Genomic DNA, 18,602 nt, shown 5'->3' on the forward strand with positions numbered 1-18,602 from the left:
AAGATTAGTATTACGCTTTCTACATTTCAAGCAAGCTGAGCCGTTGGCCGGACAACGAGTTCATTTACATCGACTTCGGCCGGCTGCTCCATGGCATACATTATAGCGCGGGCTATGGCGGACGCCGGGATAGCATCACGCCGATACTCTTTCATCAGCAGCCTCGCCTCGTCGTCCGTTATGCTCTCAGCGAGCTCGGATTCCGTGACACCCGGTGAAACGAGTGTCACGCGGATGTCGCGTCCGACTTCCTGCCGCAAGCCTTCGGTAATCGCCCGAACGGCGTATTTGGTAGCGCAGTATACCGCCGCAGTCGGAGAAACCGCATAAGCACCAATGGAAGCCACGTTGATAAAGTGGCCGAAGCCTTGCTTTTGCATGACGGGAAGCCCGGCAGCAATGCCGTGGAGAACGCCGCGGATATTGACGTCGATCATGCGGTTCCATTCATCGATCTTCAAGGCCTCCAAGAGCGAGAGCGGCATCACGCCGGCATTGTTCAATATGACATCGACGCGTCCGAACCGGCTCAGTGCCAATTCGATAATCGACTGCACCTGGTCCATTTCGGTCACGTCCAGCCGTTGATGCACTGCAGAGCCTCCTTCTGCATGTATGGCGGATGCCAGTGCTTCCAGTCTCTCCAATCGCCTGGCGCCAATAACGACATGGGCGCCATGGCTGGCGAGTAAGCGTGCTGTCGCTTCTCCTATCCCGCTGCTTGCCCCTGTAATGACAACAACTTTACCTTTTATAGCCGACATTATGCATCTCTCCTTTTATCATTCCTATTAGACTTCCGTATACTTAATTGTTATTTCCGCTGCTCTTCCCGATAGAGCACCATACCCGCGTGGTAAAGTACCGATTCCCGAAAATCGCCGTCGGCGGTAAACCCTGTATCGTCAACATATTCGATATGATCGCCTACAATGGTATAGCTCCCTTGATAGGCGCTCTTGCGGCTGCCGCGGGCTTCGTCATATCTACCATTAGGCAGCAGCTCGTGCCGGATATATCCATCCTTTGTCACCCACATGCCGACGTAGGGATGCGGATTGGTGTTGCCGTTGTTCATTATCATCTTCTCCTTCCGATTGGGAATCCTGGCTGACCTGCTTCTTACAAACTCATTATGGCTCCAATTGAAAGAAGGGCGGTAGCCGGATGATACGCTGCAATTGCCTAATCCTCCAAAAGATTATAGAGTTAGGATCATGAGCTGGATGAACGGGGGGAGAAATGATGGATGAATGGTCCGTTAAACGATCACAAGAATTGGTGCGCATAATCGAGCATTTCACAAAACATGACGGTACGCATGAGACGCAGATTCCCGCCTTGCGTTTTATTCGCACGTCCCGGTTATCCGAACCGGTCTATTCCGTCTATGAGCCGTCCTTGTGTATCGTGGCACAGGGCTCGAAGGTTGTCATATTGGGACAAGAGAGCTACCGGTATGATCCGAGCAGCTATTTAACAGCGTCCGTGCATTTGCCCATAACAGGACAAGTCATAGAGGCTGCACAGGCTGCTCCGTATTTGAGCCTACAATTACAATTTGATATGAACCAGATCCTCGATGTTATTCAAGCCTCCGAACCTGTATTAGCATCCCAACGCGACCCCGGACGAGGCCTGGTGGTAAGCCGGATGAGCGATACGCTGCTCGATGCCGTGCTGCGGCTTGTCAAGCTGCTGGAGGCGCCCCAGGATATTCCTGTGCTTGCGCCGTATGCCATCCGCGAGATCATTTACCGGGTTCTCCAAAATGAATCAAACGCTGCGCTTAAGCAGTTTGCTTTAATCGGCAGCCATGCTCAGAGGATAGCAAAGGTAGTTGAGCGGATGAACCGCGACTTCGCTTTCCCCTTACGGGTGGATGAATTGGCAGCGGAGGCTCGTATGAGTACCTCGTCCTTTTATGATTATTTCAAGGAAGTAACCGGGATGAGCCCGATACAATACCAAAAACAGATCAGACTGCAGGAGGCACGCCGGCTGCTCCTTACCGATACGATAGAAGCTGGCGAGGCGGCCTTTCGGGTGGGCTACGAGAGTCCCTCGCATTTCAGCCGTGAATATGCCCGTATGTTTGGTTTGCCCCCGATTAGAGACATCCAGCGCTTACGTGAAACGCTTACCTTAAAAGGATAATATTTACAAGCGAACAAATGTACGGTATGATAAGTGGAGAATTATTCATAATATTCCAATTTGGTGGGCTTTATTTGGGTGAAATTAGTGGAGGTGTGGTAGCTTCATGTCCGAAACAGTCAAAGCAAGATTTGAAAATTCCCTGACAGTCCTGCTCGTTTCCGATTTGGAACAATCCAAGAAATATTACGAGGAAGCTTTGGGGTGTGAGGTGAATGAGCACTGGGCCATTCGAGATCATTTCGGTTTAGGCTTCAAATTAATTCAGGCTCAAAGTATGGATGATGTCAGGCCAAATAAGGGAACTTGGAATACATACGCATATGTGAGAAACCATGACGAGTTGGATGCTTTATTCGTTGAACTAAAAACCAACGGTGCGATTATCGACTCCGAACCTAAGGTTACCGAGTACGATTGGGGGTCTTGGAAGGATTTTTCCATTCGAGACTTAGATGGCTATGTGACTGGCTTCGGTTCTGGAAATAAAACCGGATAACAAAGAGAGAGCGGAATAAAGAATCAAAGGCACCCGATCGTTGTGACCGGATGCCCTGACTATTAAGAATACTTATCATTTCGACTGACCTCACCACAAATCAGCTGTTCAACTGCGCTTCAATACTACGCGAGAGCAAGTCCATTTCGTCGCTCGGCTCGAATCTTTCCACAACTTGTCCTTCTTTATTTATCAGGAATTTGGTGAAATTCCATTTGATCGAGTTCCCTGAGAGCCACTCCGGATTTTTCTCGGTGATCATCATTTTTAGCAGCTTGGCATTGATGTTGGTTTCATCGAAGCCTTTGAATGGGGCTGCTTGTTTTAAGTAATCGAATAAAGGGTGTGCATGAAGGCCGTTGACTTCGATCTTCGAGAAGATCGGAAATTTTACGCCATAATTGATTTGACAGAAGGCTTCCGCTTCCTGATTGGTGCCGGGCTCCTGTTCGCCGAATTGATTGCACGGAAACCCGATAAACTCTACGCCGGATGAGCTGTATTGATCGTAAAGTCGCTGCAGGTCGGCAAATTGCGGAGTATATGTACATTTGCTTGCTGTGTTGATGATCACAACGGGCTTTCCTTCGAATTCATATAATGGAATCCGGTTTCCATTCGATTTGCGCACTGTAAAATCATAAATAGTTGTCATGATGCCACCTCTTTTTATTTGCATTGAAAATAGTATAGACGGTTTGGTCTCAACCGTAAATGGAATACCGCCAAACTATTCCAGCAGCTAGAATCGGGGGTGGAAGCATGAGGAAAATGCTGCTAACCTCGGCCGGATTTACAACACCGCATATAACAGAAGCCTTCCTTCGCCTGTTGGATCAAAGCCCGCTGAAATCGGCTGCCGTAATAATTACCACTGCTGCTGTCCAGTTAAGGTCCCAGGCACGGCCGAATGTCAAAGCTAAACAAGCTTTGGAGAAAGATTTTTTGGACATTGAATTCGAGGATGCTGAACGGTTACGAGAGTATGACGTGATATGCTTGGGCGGCGGAAATCCTTTTTACCTGCTGCATCATCTTAGAGTAAGCGGATCGGACAGAATCATTGAAGAGCTCGGCAGCCAAGGCAAGGTACTTATGGGAATCAGCGCGGGTACGCTTGCTTTAGGACCGGATATTCACATTGTCGCTCACTTTACCCCTTATATGAATCAGGTTGGTTTAACCGATCTCACTGCGCTTCACTTGAATAATGAGATTGTCTTCCCTCATTACGGCAGAGAAGATAAGTTCCCGCATGAGAAGAGCATCGAAGAGAGAATACAAGAGTTTGAAGCCAAGCAACAGTGTGAAGTCCGGCGAATCACCGATGTTGAGGCTATCTGTATCCATGGCGGGGTTACCTGCTTTATACCAAAGGACTGATGAGTCCAGCACGATTGCTAGAAAACAAGGTTCATATTCCTGAGAGAATGAGGTTGATGAAGAGATGGTGGAACAAATCATTGAAATTATCGATAAACGGGAACCAAAACAAAAGCTGCTGGTGAAAAATAGTAATATTTCAGAATCGGAATTTATCGACTGCAGAGCTGAACGTGTTACATTCCATGATATTTCCCTTCCTTATGTAAAAGTTACTTATGCCGATCTTAAGCACTGTTACTTTAACGATATGAACATGGTTAACGGGAAAATAAGCGACGCCAATTTAACGAATCTGGAAATTGACGGGGCTAATATTAGCGGAATCGCGATTCGTAATGCAGGGGCGGAACAGCCGGTTACTCTCCAAAATTTAAATATTCCTAACAGCGCCATTGTAGATTGTAATCTATCCAATGTAGATCTTATAAATTGCAATATTAAGGGACTAAAAATTAATGGCATCTCGATAGAAGAGCTCTTATTGAAAGCCGGGACTAACGAATAGGAAAAGCTATGGTACGGAAGGAGCATGCTCTGCAGGCGGCTCCTTTTTGATTCGCGGCCAGTAAGATAGAGAGGTGAGCGGTCTTGAGAAGCGAGCAAGAGATGTTTGATTTAATTATAGGGACGGCTCAAGAGGATGAACGAATACGGGCTGTCTATATGAACGGCTCCAGAACCAATCCCCATGCCCCAAAGGATATGTTCCAGGATTATGATATTGTGTATGTCGTGACGGAAACGGCCTCTTTTATTAAAGATGAAGCGTGGATCCATCGATTTGGGGAGTTGCTAATGCTTCAGGAGCCGGATAAAAATGATTGGCTTACAGGTAAGACCATGAATTTTGACCGGTCTTACGGGTATTTGATGCTTTTTACCGACGGAAATCGGATCGACCTGCATATTGAAACGAAGGAATGTATGCTAGATGGCTATACCAAGGATAAGCTTACCGTTCCATTATTGGATAAGGACGGCTATCTGCCGGTTATATCCGATCCGACCGATATCGATTACCACGTCCGAAAGCCGGAGGAAGGGCAGTTTTTGAGCTGCTGCAACAATTTTTGGTGGTGCCAGCAAAACGTTGCAAAAGGAATTTGGCGGGACGAATTGCCTTATGCCAAGCAAATGTTTGAAGGCGTAATCAGGAAAAACCTTGATGAAATGGTTTCATGGCGGATTGGGACCCGACATGATTTTCAGGTTTCCTCAGGAAAGATGGGGAAATATTTCAAAGCGTATCTTCCTCAAGGTTATTGGGAGATGTATGAACAAACCTATAGCGATGCCGGTTATGAACATCTGTGGGATGCAATATTCGTGTCCTGTACCTTGTTTCGGACCTTGGCGCAAGAGGTGGCCGAATGTTTGGGCTACACTTATCCGATGGATGACGATACGAACATGACGGGGTATCTAAAGCAGGTAAGGAGCTTGCCACGGGATGCGAAGGGGATTTATGAGTAAAATATAAAGGATTTCGACATTCCTCGCGAGCAGCCTATGCTACAATTGAAATATTTACCGTCGAAAAGTCGCTCCAGATTGTGATGGATGGAAGAATGGGCAGTGAGCATACTCATTTTTCGAGAGGAGCCGTTGAGAATGAAATTGAACTTTTTGCTGCAAGTGGTAGTAAATGAGTCGAAGATCCGCGGACATCGCGGATTTTTGTGTTTATGGGTTAACTAAAGAGCCCTCCTTCCTCAATATTATGGAGTAAAGTATCAATATACATGATTTCCACCTTCCATTTTATAACAGATTATCGCATGATGGCTGTAGAGGCAATAATTATGGGGGGAATCCTATGGAGAATTCTAAGAGTATCATTCAGGACAGCTGGAATGAGTGGTCCGACACATGGTATGTAAAATACAGAACGGATGAGGCGATTTCCAAAATTAGAAACCGGCCGGAATCGGTTTTTCATCCAGTGACATATGAGTTGATTAGAAAGGCGCTTCCGGATTTGCAGGGAAAACGCATTTGCGTTCCATCCAGCGGCGACAACCATGCTGTCTTTGCGTTTCATTTGATGGGCGCCCAAGTAACCTCGGTTGACATATCGGAGAGACAAATGGAGAACGCCTCTGCAATTGCCCGCAAACAAAGATGGGAAATTGAATTTGTATGCGACGACACGATGAAACTGAGCAAAGTGAAAAGCAGCGACTATGATTTCGTATATACATCGAATGGCGTCCATGTATGGATAAATGATTTGGAAGCGATGTATACCCAAATCCACAGGATTTTGAAGAGCAGCGGCTCGTATATTATGTTTGACATTCATCCCTTTATGCGTCCTTTCGGGATGAGAACTGCGGGAAATTTGAAGGTGATCAAGCCATATGACGCTACAGGGCCTTTCGGAGATATCCCTACTTACAAATGGCGTATGCAGGACATATTGAACGCTGCCCTCTCATCCGGGTTAACCATCCGGCATATGGAAGAAATGTATGCAGAGAACGGTTCGTTTTGGGTGGATGAATCAAGCGATGTCGCTGATACCAGGTCCAAGGAGGAGCTGGATGCGTTGTGCGATTGGAACATCAATCCCTTGGCTGCCATTCCGCAATGGCTCTCGTTCCATGCCGTGAAAAAGTAAGGAATACGGGAGCGAGCGCCTGCTGCTAACCCAGAGCAAAGCTGTCCGTCGGAAGGAACAACTTGAAGGAAGCCGCCGATAGTTCACCTCTCAACCATACCCTTGCGGCCCTCTTCTGAATGCGGAAGGGGCACGTTGTAATAGCTGGAGAATTGTCTGGAAAAATAATGGATAGACGTATAGCCTAACTCCTCAGCAATAGCAGTCTCGGATAAGGTGCTGCTTAATAGAAGAGAGTAGGCTTTTTGCATTTTTAGCAAGGGAAAGGTAGGATTCCTTTCAATCTGATCGATAATGTGGCGGATCCGGAGGTCAACCGGGTGCGGATGCTGTTTTAACTGATGAAACTGCAATATCCAGGCGAAGAGAAGGCTGCGCTCTATATGCTTGCGATAAGCCGATTCCCGGTTATGGGAGCGGACGATTTGACCGAATAGCTCGATCAGATCCGGGCATGAAACAGATCGGTTACCGTGAACAGCGAATCGAGCTAGGGACACGCCTGAATTTTTACATAATATCCCACGGAAAATGAAGGGGTAACGGAAATTGCGTCGTCTATATACTTAGCAATCTTATTGAAGGAGTATAAAAATGAACTCATTGACGCGCTTTTCCATGAAAAACATAGCGGCCGTTCTCATCCTGATCCTGCTGTTATTCGGCGGGGGAACCTATGCGGCTACCATTCTGAAGGCGGAATTGTTCCCTGAAATTTCCATTCCATACGTCGCAATCCAGACTCAGTACCAAGCTCCTCCCAAAGATATTTTGGAGCAAATCACCAAGCCGTTGGAAAAAGCGGTCGCGGGTCTCGGCGGGATCAAGAGCTTGCAATCGAATTCCAGCGATAATTTCTCGTCGATTGAAATTCAGCTGGAGCACGGGCAGGACACGGATAAAGCCAAAACCGACGTCGAGGCGCTGATCGCCAACGTCAAGCTTCCGCAAGGTGCCGAAAGACCGAAGGTAATGACATTCGGCATGGCAGCCATTCCGGAATATACGCTCGCGGTATACGGAAAAGACAACATGAACCAGCAGCAGCTCGACAGACTGTACAAGGATGTCTTCGAGCCCGGCTTCAGGACGATCAAGGGTGTGGACCACATCGATTCCATCGGGAACCAGGAGTCGGTACTGACGCTCAAGATCGACGGCAACGCGATCAACAGCTATCAGCTTATGCCGGCGGAGGTGGCCCAAGCCATTCAATCGGCTTTGCGTACGAGTCCTGTCGGTGCTGTCGATATGGACGGCAGCAACCAAATGGTTCGCGTGAAGAGTGACATTAACAGCATTTATACCCTGGAGAATATCAAGATCAATACGGCAGGCGGACAAACGCTGCTGCTCAATCAGGTAGCCAAGGTCGAAGCGATTACGGAGTCCAAATTCCTTTCCCGGCTGAACGGGCAGCCGGCTATCGGCGTCATATTGTACAAAACGAGCGGGACGAATTCGGTGGAATTCGCCGATAAAGCGGATGCCTTAATAGCCCAGTGGGAGAAGGCATATCCGAACGTCGCGTTCAAATCGATCGAAAAGAACGCCGATGTCGTAAAAGAATCGATCAGCGGAATGGTTAAGGAAGGAGCGCTTGGGGCGATTTTGGCCTCCATCATGATTCTCGTGTTTCTCAGAAACGTGCGCATGACCATAATCGTGCTCGTCTCCATTCCGTTGTCCATTCTCGTTACGCTGCTGATTATGGCTCCCTTGGACATTACCCTCAACATTATGACCTTGGGCGGAATGGCGATTGCCGTGGGCCGCGTCGTCGACGACAGCATCGTCGTTATCGAGAATATATACAGCGAGCTGGTCAAAACCCAGGAGCGTGGGGAATCGGTGATTCTGAAGGCTACCTCTCAGGTGGCCTCCGCAATTACGTCCTCGACGCTGACGACCGTCGGTGTATTTGCTCCGATTGCCTTCGTCGGGGGCGAGCTCGGCGATTTGTTCCGGCCCTTCGCCATCACGCTGTCGGCGGCGCTGCTGTCGTCGCTCATCGTCGCCGTAACCGTCATCCCGATGCTGGCCAAACTGCTGGTGCTGCGCTCGGGCAAAATCAAGCATCACGACGAGCACCAGGTCGGCCGTGTATCTGCAAGCTACATGAAGGCGCTGCAATGGTCGCTGAACAACCGGAAGAAGAGCATGCTGCTTGCTTTTTTGACCTTTGTTCTGGCGATTGCCGGCACCGTTCCTTTCCTCGCCTTCGAATTCATGCCGAGCAGCAACTCGGATAAGCAAATCTCGCTATCGGCCACCTTACCTCGGGATACTTCTTTCGAGACGACGGATCAAACCGTTAAGGCTATCGAAGCGATGATGCGGGAAACAAAGAACGGTGCAGGAGCTCCGGCGTTCGACTACATCCAGTCGCTGATCGGGGTGGGAGGAGGCAGCGAGCGGGTTGCTTACCGGTTCCGTTTTAACGCTTCCGCAACCGATGGGACGGACGCCAAGGCGCTCGTTAATGATATGAAGGCGAAGTTTACCGAAATGCTGCCGAAAGGGACCGAGGTAAGAGGCAGCGTAGTCAGCCTCGGCGGAGGCGGTGGAGGAAGCGGCGTAGACTTCTCCTACATGCTGAGAGGCGACGACGTGGACTCGCTCATCAAGGCGGCCGAAGCGGTGAAAGCGAAGATGAAGGAAATACCCGAATTGCTCGATGTGGAAGACAGCCTGAGCGAGACGAAGAAGGAAGTGGAGATTGCGGTCGACCAGAACAAGGCACGGATGTACGGCTTGTCCTCCGGCCAAATTATCGAGTCGATGTACGCCTGGCTGGCCGAGCAAAAAATCGGCGATTTGAAGTTCGATAACGTGACGTTCTCAACTAAGATCATGCTCGATACCAGCTTCAAAAATTCCGTCGACAAGATCGGAAGCTTCTTGATCCATACGCCGACGGGCAGCGTCATTAAGCTGAATGAAGTAGCGAAGGTGCGTCAGGTGGAAGGCCCGGCCTCGATTCCGCGAGATAATCAGGAGCAATTCGTACGGATTACGGCCAAAATTGATTCCAAGGATAAGGGCGGCGTCAGCGCCAAAGTGGCGCAGCTGCTGGAAACGATAGAGCTGCCGGACGGGGTTCATACGGAAGTGAAGGGCGCCGCGGAAGATATTGACAAGGAATTCCGCAACATGTTCTTTGCCATGGCTGTCTCGGTCTTTATTGTGTATTTGATTATGGTGCTTGCCTTTGGCAATGCGAGCGCGCCGTTCGCGATCTTGTTCTCGCTGCCGCTTGCCGCTATCGGAGGGCTGCTGGGGCTGCTTGTGACCGGCGAGTCGCTCAACCTGACCTCGTTGATCGGATTCCTGATGCTGATCGGCGTCGTAGTGACCAACGCGATCGTTCTAATCGACCGGGTGCAGCAGCTCCGGGAGGCGGGCCATTCGGTCAGGGACGCCTTGCTGGAGGCAGGCCAGACACGGCTTCGTCCGATCATCATGACGGCGGGGGCGACGGTCATCGCGCTGATGCCGCTTGCTCTCGGACTGTCAAAAGGAACGATCATCTCCAAAGGGCTGGCGGTCGTTGTTATCGGCGGCTTGACCACCTCAACGCTGCTTACGCTGCTGGTCGTTCCGATCGTGTATGAGATGATCGAGAATATGAAGCTGAGAACCGGACGTATGCTTTCGCGTAAAGCAAAGGACGTCACAACATCCTCATAAACGATATAGAACCTCTTGCCGGTAACGGAAGGGGTTCTATTTTTGTTGTCTGCTTCCTATTAGGGAAGTTAATATTCTCCATACTCAAGGGAGATATCCTCCATACTCTTTCACGATGACAAAAGTTAATATGAGGACATGGAGCGGCAGTGGCAGCTAACCTAACTTGTAATCGTCTACATTTTTAATCCATTGGCTATGCAAGCCGGATAACGGAGGAACGTATGATTAACAAAAGAAAGCATGTATTGGTGTCCGCATTAATTCTTAGTACTTTGATGGCAGGGTGCAGCTCGAAGCAAGCATCCGCACCGGCTGATGCCGAGCAAACTCCCAAACCGTTTACGGAGCCGGTTACCTTGACGATGTTTCAGCAGTTTACCGAACCGGAAATTATTATAAACAAGCATATTTTAGAAGCGGTTAAAAAGAAATTTCCGAACGTGACGCTGGAAATTATCAAGAGCGGGAAGGGGACTACCGTCGAGGATTTGCTGGCTTCCGGCCAATTCCCGGACATGATTTACTCCAGTAACCCTTCGATCAGCAATTCTTATGTCAAGCTGGGTCTTGTAGAAGACTTAACGAGTTATGTTAAAAAGTACAACGTAGACCTGAGCAAATACAACAGCTCCTTGATCGACGCGATTAAACTGCAAGCTCCAAACGGTGAATTGTATGCGCTTCCGCATTATGACAACAGCATGAATGTCACTTACTACAACAAAGATATTTTCGATAAATTCGGTGTTCCTTATCCTAAGGACGGCATGGTGTGGGAGGAGTATCTTGAATTGCACCGCAAGCTGACCCGTGTAGCGGACGGGGTTCAGTACCAGGGGATGGATCCGCAGACGTTCCGTCACGGACATCCGGGCTACAGCTTCATTGCTCCGGGAACGACTGACGTACCCGATCTGCTGAATGATAAATGGATAGCGCATTTCAAGCTGGCCGCAGCTTTCTACAAGGTGCCGGGAGCGGAGTGGAAAGAGGGAAAGAAAAGCTGGAACGACCAGTTTTTCAAAGACCGGACGACAGCCATGTTCGCTTACCGCGATTATATAAGCTACTTCGAGGACTTGGAGAAGAACGGAACTCCGATGAACTGGGATATGGCATCGTTTCCGAGCCATAAAGACAGTCCGGGCATCGGAAGCGGAACGGATTCCCACAATTTCTCCATCTCCACTACGAGCAAGCATAAGGAGGAGGCTTTTCAGGTTATCGCCTATTTGCTGTCCAAAGAAGCGCAGATGGAGATGGTCAAGGACGGCAAGCTATCTCCGTTGACGGACCAGGACTTGAAGGATAACTTCGGGAAAAACCTAGCCATCCTGAAGGGCAAAAACATTCAGGCGATATTCAAAACAAAGCCTTCGCAGCCTGAGACATTAAATCCACTTACAACGCATGTAACGACTCAAGTAAACAAGGCTTTCAAGGAGTTCGAGAAGGGCAACGACGACGTCGTCACCTTGCTGCGGCAGGCGAATGAAGAGGCAACGAAGGCGATCGAAGCCGAGAAAAAGAAGTAAGGATGCAGCTAATGCAGCCTTAACTATGTCAAAGAAGACCCATGTCCGCCCGGGTTTTATTTTCTGTCCATTGGTCAATTTTACTTTCTGTCTTTTTGGTGATAAGATTTTGTGTATGCCATTATCTAGTTAATGAAACGACAGCGGAGGTTCGCGCATGACTAATATTGCCAAAAATTTGACCGATCTGATAGGAAATACCCCTCTGCTGGAGCTTGCCAAATATAATGAGCTCCATAGCCTCGAGGCGACTTTGATTGCCAAGCTCGAGTATTTCAACCCTGCCGGCTCCGTGAAGGACCGGATCGGATATGCAATGATTAAAGATGCGGAAGACCGCGGCCTCATCACCAAGGGCGCCACTATCATCGAGCCGACCAGCGGCAATACCGGGATCGGGCTCGCCTTCTCCGCCGTAGCGCTAGGCTACAAGCTGATCATCACGCTGCCGGAATCGTACAGCATCGAGCGCAGGAAGATTTTGCAGGCGCTTGGAGCGGAGCTGGTGCTCACACCGGCGACGGAAGGGATGTCCGGCGCGATGCGCAAGGCGGAGGAGCTCGCCGCAGAAATTCCGAACTCCTTTATCCCGCAGCAATTCGACAATCCGTCCAACCCGCAAATCCATCGCGTGACGACCGCCGAAGAAATATGGCGCGATACGGACGGGAGCGTGGATATTTTCGTCAGCGGCGTCGGAACCGGCGGGACGATTACCGGCGTCGGAGAAATCTTGAAGCAGCGCAAGCCGTCCGTACAAATCATAGCGGTCGAGCCGTCTGATTCTCCGGTGCTGTCCGGAGGCAAACGGGGGCCTCACCAGATTCAGGGGCTTGGCGCCGGCTTCGTGCCAAGCGTGCTCAATTCATCCGTGATCGATGAGATCGTAACGGTGAAGGATGCAGACGCATTCCATACAACCCGGGAGCTGGCGAAGACGGAAGGTCTGCTCGTAGGCATTTCCTCGGGTGCCGCGACTTTTGCTGCAATGCAGATCGCCCGCCGCCCCGAGAATAAAGGCAAACGAATCGTTATCATCATGCCGGACAATGGTGAACGGTATTTGTCGACACCGCTGTTCGACTAATCCTGTTTGATGTCAGATATCTTGTTTTTTCTGCATTTTGACCCCGTAAGGGGTCTTTTTGTCGTTGCAGCAGCGGGCAAACATAAAGATCGTACCGGCGGCAGGAAATAACAGGAAAGAGTGAAAAATTCATTGACAACACGTCACGCTTCAAGTACTATTATCGTTGTTAATGAGAATCATTATCAAAAGAGATTTCATTTCATCGGGAGGTCAATAGACATAATGTATCCAAACAAATCCATAACCGTGAAATCAGCGGCGCTGCTCGCCGTTATTTTAATGCTGTCCGTCTTTTTGGCAGCTTGCGGAGGCGGCCAACAAGCACCTCAGCAAAGCTCCACCGGCACGGATTCGAAGACGAATGCAGGCGCACCGGCAGCCGATGCACCTCGCAAAATCAAGCACGCGATGGGCGAAACCGACGTTCCTGCGAAGCCTCAGAAGGTTATCATTTTGACGAACGAAGGTACAGAAGCCGTGCTCGCGCTTGGCATTAAGCCAGTCGGCGCTGTAGAATCGTTCACAGGCAAGCCTTGGTTCGAACACATCAAAGCCGAAATGCAAGGCGTTACCTCGGTTGGTACAGAATCGCAGCCGAACCTCGAATTGATCGCTTCGCTGAAGCCGGATCTGATCATCGGCAACAAGATGCGTCACGAGAAAATTTACGACCAATTGAAGGCTATTGCTCCAACGGTATTTGCAGAGACATTGCGCGGCGAATGGAAGAACAATTTCCAGCTGTATGCCGACGCGTTGAACAAGAAAAAAGAAGGCGAGCAAGTCATTGCCGCATTCGACAAGCGCATTGAAGATTTCAAGAGCAAAGCGGGCGACAAGCTGAAGGAGAAAGTAGCGGTAGTTCGTTTTATGGGCGGCAAAACAAGATTTTACTACGGCGACATGTTTAGCGGCGTCATCTTCAAGCAGATCGGCTTCCCGCGCTCCGATCCGAAGAGCGACGAGAAGGCGTTCGAAGACATTACGAAAGAGCGTTTGCCTGAGCTCGACGCTGCAGATCGGGTATTCTACTTCACTTATGAGACCGGGGACGGCAAAGGAACTCAGCAAGAGCAAGAATGGATGAACGATCCGTTGTGGAAAAACCTCAAGGTTGTTAAAAACAACAAGCTGGTCAAAGTTAACGACACAACATGGAATACGGCAGGGGGCGTAAAAGCAGCCAACCTGATGCTCGATGACTTGTACAAAATTTATGACGTAAAGCCTTAATATTCGTAGGTTTTATCGCCAAAGGTGATAAAAAGCCGGCGGTTCCTGACTAGGAGCCGTCGGCTTTTTCCATGCTGCTTTCGTTTCGGTGAAGCACTCTGTACTTGCTTGGAGAGAGGGAAGTAGACTGCCTGAATATTTTGGAGAAATAAAAACGGTCCAACCCGATATCTTTGGCGATCTGCTCAATGGAGCGATCCGTATCGATAAGCAGTCTCTTCGCATTCTCGATCCGTACTTTGCTAATATATTGAATGGGCGACATCTTGAACATGGTCCGGAAGTAGCGGATAAAATAGTTCGGGTTGTAATGAAAGACGCCGGCCAGCTTTTCTAGTGTAAGCGGTTCCGCAATATGGTCTTCAATGTATTGAAGAATCTGATTCGACGGGGATGGAGACGAGCTCAGAAGACCGACGGAACCGGCAGGCGCATGCTCCAAATAGTAGGTGAGAATCTCCATCAGGTAAATCCTTGTTTTTAACGGAGCCGTCAAATCGGTTCTCGAAAGGTAGGCATCCATCAGCTTTTTGAACAGCCCCGATATATATTCCGTATCCTGTACCGAGATGCAATAAGGGAAGTGGATCAGCTGGGACAGGTGAAGATTGTTTATTTTCGCGGAGAAATGAAACCAATGCTTAAGGAACCGGTTAGGACTAATATTGGAATAGGTGAGAAGGGTATCGGCCGGCAGCAGCATCAGCTGTCCCGGAACGGGGTAAAATTCTTCATCGTTCACCCTCACCCAGCCTTCGCCGTCCACAATGTAATAAAACCGGAAATAATCGTCTTTGCGCAGCGGTCTGCCCCATTGTCTATGCACCCTGTGAGCATAATTGGCTGTGATCAGCTTTACTTGCAAGGAATCCAGATAGCTTCGTATGACTTCCATTTGGCTAAGATCCATGTGACGAATCGCTCCTTCCCGATAGTAGTAGTATAGCATAATTTGCCGAAAAAACGCGTAAAACATGGGCTGCGCTTCCGTCTGTGTACCATTTTGGCACGTTGTAAATAATAAATTTGATATAAAATGTAAGCGAATCCATAAATAGAGTGTCGTAAGCTCTCATTATAAAGTTTATTATGATATAATATAAAACGAACTGAGATTGCTAGTTAGCGGGGTTAAGGTATGCTTAAGAAATTCAGCGACCAAGAGATGATCGTCTTGTATTCCAAATGCATCAATGAACAATTGGGCAACGATTTCCGGGATATGATAGAGCATGAACTGCAGCAGAGGAAGCTTATCCCCACTGCTAATCAGGAGTTGATTTCTTTGACCTTCGGTAAATCCAATCTGGACTTTTATCAGCTGGTGAAATATTCCCTCGATAGCTGTTTTGTGCTTCAAGACCATAAAGTCATTTATATTAATCAGGCCGGCTTCGATTTGCTCGGTTTTAAATATCCGGAGCAAGTGATCGGCGAAAGCTTTTACCGCTTATTACATCCAGACTACCACGAGCTTTTGGCTGCACAGCTTGAAATGGTGCTGAAGGGCGAAGTGTCGGGGCTGACGGAGCAGCGAATGGTAAAGAGCGACGGCGAACTGATCGACGTCGAAATATTGGCGGCGCCTTATGTGTCGGAGAACCAGAAGCTTACACAGATCATCGTGAGAAACATTACGGAGCGGAAGCTGACTGAGCGCAGGCTGCACAACCTGGAGAAGCTGTCCGCGATCGGCCAAATGGCGGCAGGTATCGCTCATGAAGTAAGAAATCCGTTGACCGCCGTCAAGGGCTTCGTCCAGCTGCTCGAGAAAGAGATCCATCACACCTATCTTCCGATCATTGTCGAAGAGCTCGATAACGCTATCAAAACGTTGAACAATTTGCTGCAAGTATCCAAGCCTGATCTTAATGACGAACCGGATGTGACCATCAATCTGTGCTCGGAGCTGGAGTCGGTCATTTTCCTGTTCCAGGAGAAGCTGTATAAGGTTGCGGTAAACAAGCATTTCAAAGATACCGATATGGAAATCAAAGGCAAGAGGAATTTAATGTTGAAGGCGTTTTTCAATTTGTTCAAGAACGCCATTGAAGCGATAGACGGCAAAGGCGAGATTACGATCGAGCACTTTTACAAGAACGATATGATTCATATTAAAATAAGAGATACGGGCAAGGGCATTCCGGCATCCAAAATCAGATTGCTGGGAACCCCTTTTTTTACAACGAAGGACGATGGGATCGGGATGGGCTTGACTCAAGTATTCACAACGATCCATGAGCACGGCGGCCACATCCATGTGGAGAGCGAGGAGGGCAAAGGGACCGAGTTCCATATTCAGCTTCCACGGTAATCCGTTAGTGCAGGTCTGATCGCTTTAAAGCACATATACAAGACAGAACATATACAAGACAGAACATAGATCAAGGCTTGCTCGGACAGGTGATTCCGCTGCAGGCCTTTTCCATCTGGCTTGACGATTAAGCGCTTTACCTAAACTTAATACTCAGTTAACAGGAATCGATTGTAACGTTTTTTGGCCACAGATATAATGTAAAGTTGTAGGAAACAGGATCGGGCTCTCCAAATATAATATAGGTAATGTAAGCGCTTTATCACAAAATGCCACAATCGTCAGGAAAGTGAGGCGGTACGATCATGCTGCGACTTCGACGTGCCTATTCCAAGCCGTATTCATTGAAATACAGGCTTATCGCCATTTTAATCCTCAGCTCTTTAACCCCGCTCATCCTCATCGGGAGCATTTCTTATTTCTCCATGTACGCCATCCTGCAAAATAAAGCCGCGGGCGGAATTAAAAGCAACCTGCATCAGGTGCGCTTATCGCTGGAGGACATGCTGGGCCAGTTAAACCATACCTCACAGCAGCTTGCCTTTGACGGGAGAGTGGGGAAAAGCCTGGAAACCTACCTGTCGGCCGATTTGTACGAAAAGAAACGATTGAACGACGAAATCCGCAGCCAGCTGGGCTTGATTCATTTTACGAATCCGACGCTGGGGCTTATGTTTTACTATTTTGCTAACGACAACCAGAGGCTGTTCGAAAATTTCAACGTCCGCGAGGATAGCGACATAAGGAGGCTGCCGGTGCTGATCGATTTCGGCAAAATCGTCTATTTCGGACCGCACCGTTCGTTAAATCCGATTGACGGTAACCAGGTGCTCTCTACGCTGCGCAAGGTCGAGCTGCCCGACCGGGACGATGTGTATGTATACATAGAAACGAACTTCAAATTGGCGGAGAGCGTGCTGAAGGATTCCGATCAATTCGGCGGCAACCTTGTCCACCTCATTGTCGATCCGAAAGGGAAGGTGGTCTACAGCGAAAATACGGCGGATTTCCCAATAGGCAGCATGCGGAGTGCAGCTATGGACGAAGGAGAGTCCGGTCCGTATCGCCTGTTCGAGGAGCGGAGCAACCAAACGTGGAAGGTCGTGGCGGCGGTGCCCAAGTCGGTGTATAACCAGGAGATCAACCGTTGGATCGGACAATTCGCGCTATTTGCCGTTCTGACGCTTGCGGCCAGCTGCCTGCTCGCCGTCTTGATCTGGAGATCGGTATACCGGCCGCTTAACGCGCTAAATGCGGATATTCGCAATGTGAAGCACAATCACGATGATTTTACGACAAGACAGTCGAACATTACGGAATTTGCCGTCATTTACCGGGAGTTCGCCGACATGAGGAGGCGCATCTTCGAGCTGATCCATGAGGTGGAGCAGAAGGAGAAGAGCAAAGCTCTGCTCGAGGTGGAGAAGCTGATGACGCAGATCAATCCGCATTTTATCCACAATACGCTGGATACGGTTCGCTGGCTCGCCCGCGCCAACGGGCAGAAGGATATCGACCGCCTCGTCTCGATGCTGAACAAGGTGCTGTATTACAACTTGGGCAAAGGCGGCCCGGCCCGCATCTCCGATGAAATCGAGGCGCTCAAGCAGTATGTCGAGCTGCAGGGAGTCCGGTACCATGTTCAGTTCGAGGTGAAAATCCATGCCGACGCCAAGGCGCTGGAGCTGCCGGTCCCGAGGTTTATATTGCAGCCGCTCGTCGAGAATGCGCTGTACCACGGCTTGGAGGAGCAAGGGGTGATCGAGGTCGCCGTGATTGAAGACGGGACCACCCATGTCATTATTGAGGTGAAGGACAACGGAGAAGGCATGACGCAGGAGGAGATCGATAGGCTGCTAAGCGGCTATACGGCCCCGGATAGGGCCAAATCCGGCATGGGGATCGGTCTGCAGTACGTGTATCGGATGCTCAAATTCCAATTCGGCTCGGAAGCGAGCCTACATATATACAGCACGGTCGGAGCAGGGACGACCATTGTCCTTCGTCTGCCGATCGGTGAACCGGTGCCCGCTGTGCCCGCGATGTTAAAGTCCATCAGTTAAGGAGGGGTCATG

At 49.2% G+C, this 18,602-nt stretch carries 16 protein-coding genes; 12 read left to right on the forward strand and 4 right to left on the reverse strand.

The window, feature by feature from the left end; genetic code table 11:
- Window positions 1-26: 26 nt before the first annotated feature.
- Both ACFQ88_RS25405 and ACFQ88_RS25410 read right to left on the reverse strand, forming a co-directional pair.
- Window positions 27-764 (reverse strand): SDR family oxidoreductase, encoded by a 738-nt coding sequence (locus tag ACFQ88_RS25405; RefSeq protein WP_379458305.1) that lies wholly within the window; start codon window positions 762-764, stop codon window positions 27-29.
- A 50-nt stretch (window positions 765-814) separates the two neighbouring features.
- Complete coding sequence (locus ACFQ88_RS25410) at window positions 815-1,078, reverse strand: Atu4866 domain-containing protein (RefSeq protein ID WP_239629092.1); 264 nt, start codon at window positions 1,076-1,078, stop codon at window positions 815-817.
- A 167-nt stretch (window positions 1,079-1,245) separates the two neighbouring features.
- Between ACFQ88_RS25410 and ACFQ88_RS25415 the strand changes: the two genes are divergently transcribed.
- Window positions 1,246-2,157, forward strand: coding sequence for an AraC family transcriptional regulator (locus ACFQ88_RS25415; protein ID WP_239635550.1), 912 nt, complete (start codon window positions 1,246-1,248; stop codon window positions 2,155-2,157).
- A gap of 106 nt (window positions 2,158-2,263) precedes the next feature.
- Entirely contained in the window at window positions 2,264-2,656 is a 393-nt protein-coding gene (locus tag ACFQ88_RS25420; protein ID WP_379458308.1) for a VOC family protein, read from the forward strand.
- 100 nt (window positions 2,657-2,756) lie between these two features.
- On the opposite strand, the gene ACFQ88_RS25425 is transcribed toward ACFQ88_RS25420, so the two are convergent.
- Window positions 2,757-3,311: a glutathione peroxidase gene (locus ACFQ88_RS25425; protein WP_239629089.1), complete on the reverse strand. Its 555-nt coding sequence runs from the start codon at window positions 3,309-3,311 to the stop codon at window positions 2,757-2,759.
- A gap of 107 nt (window positions 3,312-3,418) precedes the next feature.
- On the opposite strand from ACFQ88_RS25425, the gene ACFQ88_RS25430 reads away from it, so the two are divergent.
- The 8 genes from ACFQ88_RS25430 to ACFQ88_RS25465 all read left to right on the forward strand — a co-directional run bounded on the left by ACFQ88_RS25430 (window position 3,419) and on the right by ACFQ88_RS25465 (window position 14,213).
- Window positions 3,419-4,039, forward strand: coding sequence for a Type 1 glutamine amidotransferase-like domain-containing protein (locus tag ACFQ88_RS25430; protein ID WP_379458310.1), 621 nt, complete (start codon window positions 3,419-3,421; stop codon window positions 4,037-4,039).
- 64 nt (window positions 4,040-4,103) lie between these two features.
- Window positions 4,104-4,547, forward strand: a complete 444-nt coding sequence (locus ACFQ88_RS25435) for a pentapeptide repeat-containing protein (protein ID WP_379458312.1) — start codon at window positions 4,104-4,106, stop codon at window positions 4,545-4,547.
- Window positions 4,548-4,630: 83 nt separating this feature from the next.
- A complete protein-coding gene (locus tag ACFQ88_RS25440) occupies window positions 4,631-5,515 on the forward strand; it encodes an aminoglycoside 6-adenylyltransferase (RefSeq protein WP_379458314.1) in 885 nt (294 codons plus the stop codon).
- Window positions 5,516-5,858: 343 nt separating this feature from the next.
- Window positions 5,859-6,662: a class I SAM-dependent methyltransferase gene (locus ACFQ88_RS25445; RefSeq protein ID WP_379458316.1), complete on the forward strand. Its 804-nt coding sequence runs from the start codon at window positions 5,859-5,861 to the stop codon at window positions 6,660-6,662.
- 594 nt (window positions 6,663-7,256) lie between these two features.
- Complete coding sequence (locus ACFQ88_RS25450; RefSeq protein WP_379458318.1) at window positions 7,257-10,352, forward strand: efflux RND transporter permease subunit; 3,096 nt, start codon at window positions 7,257-7,259, stop codon at window positions 10,350-10,352.
- Window positions 10,353-10,576: 224 nt separating this feature from the next.
- Window positions 10,577-11,890, forward strand: a complete 1,314-nt coding sequence (locus tag ACFQ88_RS25455; RefSeq protein WP_379458320.1) for an ABC transporter substrate-binding protein — start codon at window positions 10,577-10,579, stop codon at window positions 11,888-11,890.
- Window positions 11,891-12,047: 157 nt separating this feature from the next.
- Complete coding sequence (gene cysK, locus ACFQ88_RS25460) at window positions 12,048-12,977, forward strand: cysteine synthase A (protein WP_379458322.1); 930 nt, start codon at window positions 12,048-12,050, stop codon at window positions 12,975-12,977.
- Window positions 12,978-13,202: 225 nt separating this feature from the next.
- Window positions 13,203-14,213 (forward strand): ABC transporter substrate-binding protein, encoded by a 1,011-nt coding sequence (locus ACFQ88_RS25465; RefSeq protein WP_379458324.1) that lies wholly within the window; start codon window positions 13,203-13,205, stop codon window positions 14,211-14,213.
- Window positions 14,214-14,262: 49 nt separating this feature from the next.
- Here the strand turns inward: ACFQ88_RS25465 and ACFQ88_RS25470 are convergent, their stop codons facing one another.
- Complete coding sequence (locus ACFQ88_RS25470; protein WP_379458326.1) at window positions 14,263-15,123, reverse strand: AraC family transcriptional regulator; 861 nt, start codon at window positions 15,121-15,123, stop codon at window positions 14,263-14,265.
- A 228-nt stretch (window positions 15,124-15,351) separates the two neighbouring features.
- Between ACFQ88_RS25470 and ACFQ88_RS25475 the strand changes: the two genes are divergently transcribed.
- Together ACFQ88_RS25475 and ACFQ88_RS25480 are read left to right on the forward strand one after the other, a co-directional pair.
- Window positions 15,352-16,527: an ATP-binding protein gene (locus ACFQ88_RS25475; protein ID WP_379458328.1), complete on the forward strand. Its 1,176-nt coding sequence runs from the start codon at window positions 15,352-15,354 to the stop codon at window positions 16,525-16,527.
- Between the two features lie 305 nt (window positions 16,528-16,832).
- On the forward strand, window positions 16,833-18,590 hold the full coding sequence (locus ACFQ88_RS25480) for a sensor histidine kinase (protein ID WP_379458330.1): 1,758 nt from the start codon (window positions 16,833-16,835) through the stop codon (window positions 18,588-18,590).
- Window positions 18,591-18,602 lie beyond the last annotated feature (12 nt).

It is taken from the genome of Paenibacillus sp. NPDC056579 (assembly GCF_042793215.1).
GTDB lineage: Bacteria > Bacillota > Bacilli > Paenibacillales > NBRC-103111 > Paenibacillus_S.